This is a genomic window from Paenibacillus sp. 11B, from assembly GCF_030487755.1.
Taxonomy (GTDB): domain Bacteria; phylum Bacillota; class Bacilli; order Paenibacillales; family Paenibacillaceae; genus Paenibacillus; species Paenibacillus vandeheii.
On record NZ_JAUKNS010000010.1, the window covers coordinates 67,070 to 78,894 of the forward strand.

At 38.7% G+C, this 11,825-nt stretch carries 11 protein-coding genes and 2 pseudogenes; 12 read left to right on the top strand and 1 reads right to left on the bottom strand.

Annotation, left to right across the window (positions count from 1 at the left end):
* Nucleotides 1–206 precede the first annotated feature (206 nt).
* The gene (locus tag Q0V21_RS30645) at nucleotides 207–1,796 is read right to left on the bottom strand and encodes a multicopper oxidase family protein (RefSeq protein WP_175395182.1); all 1,590 of its coding nucleotides are present in this window, start codon (nucleotides 1,794–1,796) and stop codon (nucleotides 207–209) included.
* Between the two features lie 149 nt (nucleotides 1,797–1,945).
* Here Q0V21_RS30645 and Q0V21_RS30650 point away from each other — a divergent pair, with 149 nt between their 5' ends.
* The 12 genes and pseudogenes from Q0V21_RS30650 to Q0V21_RS30700 form a co-directional block, all read left to right on the top strand.
* Nucleotides 1,946–2,266 carry a metal-sensitive transcriptional regulator gene (locus Q0V21_RS30650; RefSeq protein ID WP_024634433.1) on the top strand — a complete coding sequence of 107 codons (321 nt, stop codon included), beginning with the start codon at nucleotides 1,946–1,948 and terminating at the stop codon, nucleotides 2,264–2,266.
* 311 nt (nucleotides 2,267–2,577) lie between these two features.
* A complete protein-coding gene (locus tag Q0V21_RS30655) occupies nucleotides 2,578–2,781 on the top strand; it encodes a cation transporter (protein WP_024634434.1) in 204 nt (67 codons plus the stop codon).
* 47 nt (nucleotides 2,782–2,828) lie between these two features.
* On the top strand, nucleotides 2,829–3,065 hold the full coding sequence (locus Q0V21_RS30660; protein WP_024634435.1) for a glutaredoxin family protein: 237 nt from the start codon (nucleotides 2,829–2,831) through the stop codon (nucleotides 3,063–3,065).
* A 181-nt stretch (nucleotides 3,066–3,246) separates the two neighbouring features.
* Entirely contained in the window at nucleotides 3,247–3,576 is a 330-nt protein-coding gene (locus Q0V21_RS30665) for a four-helix bundle copper-binding protein (RefSeq protein ID WP_081718281.1), read from the top strand.
* Between the two features lie 256 nt (nucleotides 3,577–3,832).
* On the top strand, nucleotides 3,833–4,030 hold the full coding sequence (locus Q0V21_RS30670; protein WP_024634437.1) for a cation transporter: 198 nt from the start codon (nucleotides 3,833–3,835) through the stop codon (nucleotides 4,028–4,030).
* A gap of 28 nt (nucleotides 4,031–4,058) precedes the next feature.
* Nucleotides 4,059–6,494, top strand: coding sequence for a heavy metal translocating P-type ATPase (locus tag Q0V21_RS30675; protein WP_483312393.1), 2,436 nt, complete (start codon nucleotides 4,059–4,061; stop codon nucleotides 6,492–6,494).
* A 158-nt stretch (nucleotides 6,495–6,652) separates the two neighbouring features.
* The gene (locus Q0V21_RS30680) at nucleotides 6,653–7,270 is read left to right on the top strand and encodes a TVP38/TMEM64 family protein (protein WP_024634439.1); all 618 of its coding nucleotides are present in this window, start codon (nucleotides 6,653–6,655) and stop codon (nucleotides 7,268–7,270) included.
* A gap of 167 nt (nucleotides 7,271–7,437) precedes the next feature.
* Nucleotides 7,438–9,426 (top strand): peptidoglycan D,D-transpeptidase FtsI family protein, encoded by a 1,989-nt coding sequence (locus Q0V21_RS30685; RefSeq protein WP_024634440.1) that lies wholly within the window; start codon nucleotides 7,438–7,440, stop codon nucleotides 9,424–9,426.
* 384 nt (nucleotides 9,427–9,810) lie between these two features.
* Nucleotides 9,811–10,701, top strand: coding sequence for a multicopper oxidase family protein (locus Q0V21_RS30690; RefSeq protein WP_175395180.1), 891 nt, complete (start codon nucleotides 9,811–9,813; stop codon nucleotides 10,699–10,701).
* Nucleotides 10,702–10,803: 102 nt separating this feature from the next.
* On the top strand, nucleotides 10,804–11,040 hold the full coding sequence (locus tag Q0V21_RS32950) for an S-Ena type endospore appendage (RefSeq protein ID WP_483312394.1): 237 nt from the start codon (nucleotides 10,804–10,806) through the stop codon (nucleotides 11,038–11,040).
* Nucleotides 11,041–11,417: 377 nt separating this feature from the next.
* Nucleotides 11,418–11,513: pseudogene (locus tag Q0V21_RS30695) on the top strand (ArsR/SmtB family transcription factor); the annotation flags it as partial.
* A 78-nt stretch (nucleotides 11,514–11,591) separates the two neighbouring features.
* A pseudogene (locus Q0V21_RS30700) lies at nucleotides 11,592–11,774 on the top strand (VOC family protein); the annotation flags it as partial.
* Between the last annotated feature and the right edge of the window lie 51 nt (nucleotides 11,775–11,825).

The window sequence follows — 11,825 nt, forward strand, 5'->3', positions numbered from 1 at the left end:
GATTTTGGTATGCTAGCTAATAGAAGAGAATGATATGCATTTAAGCGCAACAGTATCGCTTTTTTACAATTAAGGTGTTTCTAAAAAAATGCGGCAACCAATCCTCGGTTACATTCCGGGAAAGATCGCCGCATTATAATTTCTTCTGTTTATCTTTTAACGTATTATTAGCAGATCTTAATAAAGAGTAAATCAATGCTACTTATTTATTCCGCTACGTTCTCCACACTCGGATCAGGTGTATAGTTACTTTCATAATCTGTATACATGACTTCCGTTACCATTCCCGCGGAAGCATGATGCAAGTCATGGCAATGGAACATCCAATTTCCAGGGTTATCGGCTTCAAAAGCAACAACATAAGTTTCCCCTGGTTTAACATTTAGTGTATCTTTTATGATCGTTGACCCCTGATAGGATTGACCATTTTTACTTAGCACTTGGAAAAACTGTCCATGGAGATGCATAGGATGGTCATCCGTTTTGGACTGATTCACAAAAGTAACTTTGACCTTGTCACCTTTCTGGACTTTTATGACATCTGTATCCGGAAATACCTTTCCGTTAATGGTGTACACCATTTCTCCATCTTTCATTTCCGTATTTAAATTCATTGTCACGTTTTGATCAAATATCTCATTCAACGAAAATAATGGATCTGACATGTTACCATACTTTTCGAAGTCAAACACAGGAAGCGTAGCTGAAGCATTGGAATTGTCATTTTGAACTTTTGAACCTTCGTATTGGATAACGGCTTTCATATTTTGTTTCGGCGACTCAATTCCATGTTCTTCAAGTAGCCAGGAGCCTGGATTATCAGCTGTAAATTCAATATCATAACGTTCTCCAGGAGCTATAGAAAGTAATTGATCTTTTATCATCTCGGGTTCATTTAGGGGCTGTCCATCCGACGCTATTACTTTAAAATTGTGGCCATGTAAGTGCATTTGATGACTGATGTATCCTGCATTAATTAAGCGAATTCTAACTTTATCGCCCTCTTTAACCATGAGTTTATCAATGGCAGTACCTGATTTCCCGTTTATCGTGTATAGGTCATACATGCTCATATCATGTCCGCCCATACCCGTAGTGTTCTCGTCCATGTTCATATCCGATCCGGACATATTCATTTCATTATGATTCATCTCTTTCATACCCATATTGTCGGAATCACTCGTATTCATGTCGCTGGAACTCATCCATTCATCTAACATGAGAGTATAGTCCCGGTCATAGTCATTTTTCAGTTCCTCAACAACAAGGGAACCGTACAAGCCTTTATCCACTTGGTTTACACTGTCTTGATGAGAATGATACCAATAGGTACCTGGTACATTAGCTTTGAACGTATACGTAAATGTTTTACCTGGTTCAACGGCATCTTGTGTAACGCCAGGAATGCCATCCATGTTATTCGGAACGGGGTAGCCGTGCCAATGAATGGAGACAGGCTGATTCAACTCATTTTTTAGATTGATTTTTACGTTGTCTCCAACCTTTACACGGATTTGAGGTCCGGGGACAGAATTGTTGAAAGTCCAAACAGGTAATATCTTACCTTTGGAAACTTCAAGATTGCTCTCTTGTGCGGTGATCGTAAATTCTTTGCCATTTACCACTGGAGTACTAGATGTGAATTTCACAGGACTGGAACCAGCCGAAGTAGGATTATTCGTGTTTGAATGATCCATTCCTTCCATTGCATTATTTTTAATCGCATTAGTACATCCCGTAGCGAGAATAGCTAAAGAACCAATTACGATAAACCTCTTTAAAAGCATCAATTTCATATTCTTTCCTCCACCGTTTTGTATTTGATTGGTAATAACGATAATAGTATAGAAAATATATGTAGAAATAATGTAGATGAATTTCATTTTGTATAGTATAGGGGGGCTATAGTATAATATAAGATAAAATAATGAGGAGTGATCGGAAAATGGGAGACCTAATTCAAGAGCATGAGTCATGCAACACGGAAGAACGCAGGAGCCATCATTCTGAGAAAACAAAGAATAATTTAATTAACCGACTTAACAGAATTGAAGGACAAGTTAGAGGGCTAAAAGGATTAATCGAAAAAGATACCTATTGTGATAATGTGCTGAATCAGATCTCTTCAGTCCAATCGGCTTTGAACGGTGTTGGAAAACTTTTGTTAGAGCATCACATGAAAAGCTGTGTAATTGAACGAATTCAGGAAGGTGAAAACGAAGTTATAGATGAATTGTTAGTGACCATAAATAAATTAATCAAATAGTGCTGTAAACAAAAGAGGGTTTGCAAAAACTCTTTTTTTGTTTACAGCTAAATACTTTGACAAATATAGTGAGGGGGGGTATGGTATTAATGAAGGAGGTGATGTACATTAAAAGTCATTCATTTGGACAATATAGGATGAAGTTAATGGTCCAATGACAAACAATCATTGAGGCCTAATGCTCCTATCCGCTGCAGGTGCACTTAATGGAGTCAACAAAGCATATTGAAGTAGTGAATGAATTAATCAAAAGAGTTCATGCCTCAATGAAATAACATATATTTAAACTCAATTAAAGGGGAGTATGAAAAATGGAAAATGTCACACTAAAAGTAAAAGGTATGTCATGTGGGCATTGTGTAAATTCAATTGAAGGTGCCTTAAATCAAATAGGCGTAGAAGGAAAAGTAATTCTCGCGGAAGGTAAGGTTGAAGTTAAATTTGACGAAACCAAACTAGAGTTTTCGGATATTAAAGAAGCAATTGAAAATCAAGGCTACGACATAGTCGAATAACATGATCTTCTTGAATCATTACTTCAAGTTAGAAGAAGGTGAAGCGTATGCATGTCGAGGTATTTACAACGCCAACTTGTGAAGATTGCAAAAATTTCAAAAAATTCTTAAATGATCATCAAATACCGTATACAGAGTTTAGTATAGCTGATCATCCAGAAAATGCTGTCCTTCTGCGCGAACGAACAGGTAAAAATTTGGTCCCTACAATTTTCATTGAAGGTAAAGTTTATTTCGGATTTGTCTTCAATCGTCAAGAAATTGAAAAAACACTTCTTGGATAAGAACCCTAAATGATATTTCGGTTCACTCCATCGATTGTGAAATGTGCACAGAATTATCCTCTTTCACACTCTAGAGTAGTAGATTATCTTCTGAAATGCCGCCATGAATAGAAATTTCTATATGGGGTAAATATAGAATAAGGGACTACCCTACTACTTTAGATACGAGAGGAGAATTATAATGTCACATCAAAAGTACAAAGAGTGTATTGAAGAGTGTTTAAAATGTATGGTTGCATGTAATCATTGTTATGTTTCTTGTTTAGATGAGGAGCATATTGGAATGATGAAAGAATGTATTCGCTTGGATCGTGAATGTGCGGATATCTGTGAATTTGCCGCTCATGCCATGTCGATCAATAGCAAATATGTTAAAGAGATATGTCTTGCTTGCGCAGACGCTTGTGAAGCTTGTGGGAACGAATGTAAAAAACATGATCATGAGCATTGTCAACAATGTGCAGAAGCGTGTTTTGCTTGTGCAAAAATGTGTCGTGAAATGGCCGCTTAATAAAAGAAATGTAGCACAGAAGGAGTTTTCTCAGAATCAGTTCATAAATTCTGAGAGAACTCCTTTTATTAAATTCCTAAGAAATAATTCGAATTTTGAAAAGGAAGAATAACATAATTACATATCAACAATAAAATGGGCTTAAAATTTTCGGGTATTGCGCTTGACAAAATATAGGGTAGGGGGGTATGCTTTATACATGAAGTGAAGTTAATATTACTGAAATAAAAATCTCATATATAAGGAGAAGTGAATTATGAAAAATGAAGTGTTAAATGTGAATGGCATGTCTTGTGTACATTGTGTCAACTCAATCGAAGGTGCTTTGAAATCGCTCGGTGTTCAAGGGAATGTTAATCTTGAAAATGGCACTGTTACCGTAGTATATGATGAAAATAAGGTGACTCTAGAGACCATTAAAGAGGCTATTGAAGAGCAAGGATATGAAGTCTAAAAGGTGAGGTGTATATATAGTGTCAACAATTGAAGAGAAAAAATCACAAACATCAATTCAACTCTCAGGTATGACTTGTGTGACTTGTGCTGCTTGTGCTTTAAAAATTGAGAAGGTTTTGAACAAGCTGGAAGGTGTATCAGAAGCTAACGTAAACTTTGCGATGGAAAAAGCGACAGTAACATATGACCCAAGTAAAGTCGACATCGGTAAGATGGAAGCAAGCATTGAGAAGCTTGGCTACAGTACAGTTAAGGAAGCCGTTGATTTGGAACTTGTCGGTATGACTTGTGCGGCTTGTGCCTTAAAAATCGAGAAGACTCTGAATAAGTTACCTGGCGTAAGCACGGCCACCGTAAATTTCGCCATGGAAGTTGCTCATGTCGAATATAATCCGGCAGATGTTTCTGTGACTGATATGCAAAAGAGAGTAGAGAAACTCGGCTATCAAGCTGTACCGAAACAGGAACAAAGCGACCCAGCTGAACGTCGACAAAAAGAATTATCAAAACAAAAAAGAAAACTTCTTATTTCTGCGATTTTATCGTTTCCCTTACTCTGGGCAATGGTAAGTCACTTTTCATTTACTTCGTGGGTATGGTTACCAGATCTCTTTATGAATCCATGGTTCCAATTGGCATTAGCAACGCCAGTTCAATTTTATATCGGAAGACCCTTCTATATTGGTGCATATAAAGCTTTACGCAATGGCAGTGCAAACATGGACGTTCTTGTTTCATTAGGGACCTCAGCTGCTTATTTTTACAGTCTGTATTTAACCATCGTTTGGGCAATTGAAGGCGGTAGCGTACATCATGGACCTGCGATGTACTATGAGACAAGTGCCGTGTTGATTACCTTAGTGGTTATGGGGAAACTGTTCGAATCCCTGGCAAAAGGACGTACGTCAGAAGCTATTAAATCCCTAATGGGACTTCAAGCCAAGACGGCGATAGTTGTCCGAGAAGATCAAGAATTGACCATTCCCGTGGAAGAAGTGATTGTAGGTGATGTTGTAATTGTTCGACCAGGGAGTAAAGTGCCTGTGGATGGGGAAGTTCTGGAAGGACTCTCGTCTGTGGATGAATCGATGCTTACTGGTGAAAGTCTCCCTGTAGAAAAAAAAGTGGGGGATGCTGTTATCGGAGCAACCATGAACAAAAACGGTGTGCTTCGAATGAAAGCAACAAAAATAGGTAAAGAAACAGCTCTTGCACAAATTATTAAAGTTGTCGAGGAAGCGCAAGGATCAAAAGCTCCTATTCAACGGGTAGCAGACGTCATCTCAGGGATTTTTGTGCCGATTGTTGTAGGAGTCGCTGTAGTGGCATTCTTGGTATGGTACTTCGGAGTAACACCGGGTGATTTTGCTGGTTCTTTAGAAAAAGCAATTGCCATTCTGGTTATTGCTTGTCCTTGTGCACTTGGGCTTGCTACACCAACCTCCATTATGGCTGGTTCTGGACGTGCAGCTGAACTTGGAATCTTGTTTAAAGGTGGAGAACATCTGGAACAGACCCATAAAATTGATGCAATTATTCTCGATAAAACAGGTACAGTAACAAAAGGTAAACCTGAACTTACCGATGTTTTGGTCGAGGGCGATGAAACAGAATTCCTTAAACTTGTGGGGGCAGCTGAGAAAAATTCAGAACATCCATTAGCTGAGGCTATAGTTGCGGGCATTATGGAAAGAAATATTGAACTGCTCAGAACAGAATCCTTTGAGGCCATTCCAGGCTTTGGAATCAAGGCTGTTGTGAGTGGTAAAGAGTTATTAATTGGTACACGTCGTCTAATGGATAAATTCGATGTAGAAGCAAAACAAGCTTACAACATGATGTCTACTTTAGAGGAATCCGGGAAAACAGCTATGCTTGTCGCTATTGATAAAGAGTATGCGGGGATGGTTGCTGTGGCAGATACCATTAAAGAAACCTCTCAGGCTGCTGTCAGCCGTTTGAAGGAGATGGGTATCCAGGTCATTATGATTACCGGGGACAACGAACGGACGGCAAAAGCGATTGCGGCTCAAGTTGGCATTGACCACGTCCTGGCTGAAGTTCTCCCTGAAGGTAAAGCGGAAGAAGTTAAAAAACTGCAAGCACAAGGTAAAAAGGTAGCGATGGTAGGAGATGGTATAAACGATGCTCCGGCCCTTGCTATGGCAGACATCGGAATGGCTATTGGTACAGGAACAGACGTTGCTATGGAAGCTGCTGATGTAACATTGATGCGTGGCGATCTTTCAAGTATCCCTGACGCTATTTATATGAGCCGTAAAACTATGGCTAACATTAAACAAAATTTATTTTGGGCACTCGGATACAATACGCTGGGTATTCCAATAGCTGCGATCGGCCTTTTGGCTCCATGGGTAGCTGGTGCTGCAATGGCATTAAGTTCAGTATCTGTTGTTCTTAATGCACTTCGGCTACAACGTGTGAAAATACGTAATTCTTAAAAACTGACGTGATAAAATCATTGTATAATATAAAGATAGGGGTACGTTTGTTTTACATTATATAAAGTATCAGTAACAGGGGTACCCCTATGTGTACGTTAGAAAAACATTGCCAAAACTCACTTGTAAACTAGAAATTCGTTCAGGAGAATGTTAGGTTGAAAAAATGGATTATATTCTGTATTAACCTGGTTGTATTTATGCTTGTTTTCATGAAGCGGGATTTATTGTATGCATGGATAGCTGGGGATAATACGGCTAGCTTACCTCTGATGTTTCTTGTAATTACTATTCTTGCTATGTTTCCTGTGATCCCGTTTGGCATTGTAGGTGGAGTGATCGGCGCTAAATATGGTGTAGTATTGGGCAGTACTATGAACGTGGCCATATCCACTTTAGCTGCGATTATTGTCTATCTATTGGCAAAATACTTACTTTATTCTTGGGGAAGAAGGATTACCCAGAGATTTACATCTCTAGATCAACTACATGCGATGAGTAGCCAGCGCCTGTTTTGGATGATTCTATCAGCTCGCATCATACCCATTTTACCAGCTGCGGCAATCAATATTTACGCAGGAGTATTCCATTTAAATTTTAAGATTTTCATACTCGCAACCTTATTAGGTAAAATCCCCGCAATGATGACCTTTGCCTATATAGGGCATGAAATATGGAATGAAGGAACACGACTAGTACAAGTCAGTTTGATGTATGCTTCATTTTTATTACTGGTTTTTATCGGCTATAGAATATATCTTCGATATAAAGAATAAATACAATTCAATAAGGTGACTAAAAAGGCTCTACGTCCTCGTAGAGCTTTTTTGGTTTGCCTTCAGCTATTTGAAATTTGGTTGTATTGATATAACAAAAAAACACACTTCCTTCAAATTTAAAATTTACACTGTTACTTAAGAACGACCAAGAGGAGTATTATCAGATGAACAATCATTACGATGCAGAAGAACCAAAACCAATCAGTTCTAAGTTTCGCATTAACTTTTTCTTTTTTGTATCCTTTGTCATTTTTTCAGTTATCATCATTCGTCTCGCTTATATGCAATTCGTAGAAGGCCCCGAGCTTAGCCGTTTACAAAGTGAAAGTGTCACCAGAACAAGTCCTTTGTTGCCCGTTCGTGGTTCCATTTATGATTCATCAGGTAAAATAAAATTGGCATATTCCGAGCCCATTCAGTCGTTATACATCACATTGTATAAAAATTATAGTCAACAGGAGGGGGGGCCTAAAAATCCCAATCGTGAGGAAGCTGGTCAATTTGCAGAAAAATTGTATGAAGTATTTCAGGAATTTAAAGATCCAGGGAGTAAAGAGTTCTCGGTAGATGATATTTTGAATGCGATGGATCTGGAATATCGACAGACCCAAGGTTATTCTCCGAGATTGATCAAGAGTGACCTATCTGATAGAGAAGTCGCTTACTTTCTTCAGAATAGAAATATCATTCCTGGATTGAGTGTAGTGGAAGAAAGCAAACGCAAATATGATAAGGATGGCGTGGCTGTTCAAGCTATTGGTTACATGAAAACATTCAAAACATCAAAGACACTAGCAAAATACAAAGAAATTGATCGTTTAAATCCAACTCAAACCAATCCTGGGCTTGTATACTCTGAGCTAGAAAATGTTGGTGTTGATGGTCTTGAACTTCAATATCAGGACGTGTTACGAGGACAAAGTGGTTTTAAAGAGATCCCCATTAATGCGTTAAATTTGCCTGAAGAGGGAGGAAACATGCTCCCTCCAGAAAAAGGATACGATATCATCTCGACCATCAACAAAAACGTACAAGTTCAAACAGAACAAGCTATAAAAGAACAGTTGAATTGGTTACAGCGGACTCCAGTTTCAGGAAAACTTCATACTAATGCAAAAACAGCTTTTGCTGTCGCAATGGAAGTAGATAGCGGTAATGTCGTGGCTATGGCAAGTATGCCTGATTATGATCCGAATGCGGAATGGGATTATGAAAAGATTAAGTACATCTATAGAAATGGTACAGTTGAATCCTTTCCTCCAAACGACACCGGAAAGCACCCAGAGTCAACCGTATTATTGGGGTCAACAATAAAACCATTAAGTGTTTTGATTGGCTTAAATGAAGGTTTTTTTGCTCCGAATTCAACATATCAGGATCGCGGATACGCGGAGTTTGGTAAAGATCGTACCAGAGTCAGAAACTCTTCAGGAAGCGTATATGGTCTTTTAAATCCAGAGACAGCAATCACGAAATCATCAAATGCTTTTATGATTGACATGATCGGTGAGCAGCTTTGGAACAAGTATAATGTGGAAGGTATTAAAGTATGGGACAGATATATGAAAGAATTCGGCTTAGGCGTGGATACTGGAGTGGATTTACCCAAAGAATTTAGAGGCAGAATTGAATATAACCAAGAAAATCAATCTGCACTCACAGGCTTGGCTTTTGCTTCATTTGGACAACAAGGCAAATATACAACAATGCAGCTCGCACAGTATACCGTGATGTTAGCGAATAAAGGACAACGTCTTGAACCACACCTGGTAAAAGAAATACGTGACTCTGAAGGTAATGTCGTTAAAAAAATTAAACCAAAAACACTAAATACAGCAAATTATGATGACAGATACTGGCGCACCATTCAACGTGGAATGTCTACCAATGTAGATGCCGCGTTCAGTGGGTTTCCCTATGATTTCGCGAGAAAGACAGGCACCTCTCAACAGACTATTTATATAAATGGTCAATCGATTAATGTTGAGAACGGCGTATTTATCGCCTTTGCACCTCGTAAGAATCCAAAACTGGCAGTAGCCGTGGTTGTACCTGAAGGGGGGTATGGATCAAGTAGCGCAGCACCCATTGCTCGTGAAATATTTGATGCCTATGATAGGGAATATGGACTGGGTAGCAATCCAGCAAAATGAGCCGTCAAATAAAAACAAAAATATTATTCAATTGATTTATAGTGACCATATGATAGCAAGAGTTGTTAGTAAGAACTGGGGGATAGGGCAGAATTCCGATTGTTGCACGCTTTTCTTGTTTGGACTTGAAAAGTGAAGAAGAAGTCACTTAGGGGATATCGTTTAGGCTCCTGCGACACAACACAGAAATAACTATATCGGAGAACAACAACGTAGGCTGAAAATCATAAATGTCCTTGGATGTACTAGCGAGCAAGCATTTGATATAAACTAAGGTTCATCTTAGACATAGTATTCGGCTATGGAAATAAAGTAATAGCACAAGCCTCGAATTTCATATATATCCTCCATTGTAAACAATTCCATTTGGGATGGAGGAGTACTATGGTTATCACACCGGATATCCCGGATCTTCCCTTTACCGTCGAAGAGGGAATGAAGTGCTTTGTGTTAGTTGCGGAGCCTGTAACGAGAGAACTATTGCCTGGAATAAAAATGAAGGGCTGGGGGTATAACGGTTCCATTCCGGGTCCAACTATACGAGTTAAACAAGGCGATTGGGTTAAGATCAGGGTTATAAACCATCTACCGGAGGCAACCAGTGTCCATTGGCATGGCCTGGATATCCCCAACTCTATGGACGGTGTTCCTGAAGTTGAACCAACACCCAAAATTAGACCAGGTGAATACTTTGATTATTGTTTTCAGATTATGAATGCACCGGGAACGCATATGTATCATACTCATCACAATACAGTTACTCAAGAATTAATGGGACTAGGGGGTGGATTTATAATAGAATCGGGATGTAATGACTATATTCATAGAGATTACTTCATCATGCTTCAGGAATTTCATCTTCAAGGCCTGCCTAAGGGTGAATTGAGGAAAGGAGATTACGATTTAGACCCCTTAACGGACAGTTTTAATTTTTTCACAATGAATGGGCGTTGTTTTCCATATTCTAATTCTTTACCAGTTAAATATGGCGAAAACATTCGTATTCGTCTTGGGAACATAGGAATGAATGCACATCCCATTCATCTTCATGGACATCAATTTCTTCTCACAGCTGCAGACGGTAATGAAATCTCAAGTTCCGCCAGATTACTTCGAAATACGATAGAAGTTTCGAGTGGAACGACATACGACTTACTCTTTTGCGCGAATAACCCAGGAACATGGCCCTTCCATTGCCATATGCCACATCATATATCCAATAACTTCACTAAACCAATTGGTGGAATGTTTAAGACAATTGTCTATGAGAAATAAGAAAAAAATGATAACCCAGTAAAGAAAGCGAATGGAGGGGCTAAAATCTCATTAAGTGGAGAAATATTTTTTGATCCAAAGACGGGATTAGAGAACCTTACGATCTGGTCCTCTATAAATAACAAAGAACTACATACATCAATAACCATATATAATGATCAAAAGAATACAACCTCACTTTTAGTTCATATATTCTATAATGATGGTTCGTACATTTTTCCAGTATACCCCGGAAATTCAAGAGCATGTAGCTGTCAAAACATAACCCAAATAATTGTAGCACCTGAATCAGAAATTACGAATAACTGTAGTGGGAAATTTATTATGGAAATATTCTGACTACATTCAGCAGTTCTAATGGTAATTAAATGAAAAAATGAAAAGAGATCCTCAAACCTCTCGCTATGCACACATTGTGGCAGCAGACCGCAGATGGCGAGGGACAAGAACATATTCCCATTGAAGTCGCTATTTTAGCGGCTTTTTTATGTTATCGGTACAAGTTCTTGTCTCAAGGTAAGGACAAGAACTTGTACCGATTGCCGAAATGGACAAGGACAAGAACATATTCCGATTAGATGATCATCTAAATATAAGCATATGTAGTTAAAACCTCAATAACACTTAGAGGTTCACCGAGTATCGGGAGAAGGCTGTTAGCATTTAAAAATTAAACTAACTCTCAAGAGTAATTAAAGCTTTTTCTGGACAAAATTCTTGAGTATGTGCAGGAATGTCTTGATCTACCCCAATCAACCGTATCTCAACATTTGCAGAAACTTCGCAGTGCCGGTGTTGTCGCTACAGAACGGATCCATTATGTGGTATTATTTGGATTGAAGATAAAGCTCTACGGAGGACGTACAAAATATGTAGGAAAGGGTGTAATTATGAAATTAAATCATCTGAACCTAACAGTTACTGATGTTCCTGCTGCTCGCGAGTTTTTAGAGACTTATTTTGGTATGAAATGTGAAGGTACGAGGGGAAACGCATTTGCAGTTATGTTTGATGATGAAGGCTTTATTCTCACTCTAATGAAAGGTAAAAACGTACTCTATCCTAGTGACTTTTCATGCATCCATGGGTGGTACTTCTACTGCTGTCGCTGCGCCAAATATACC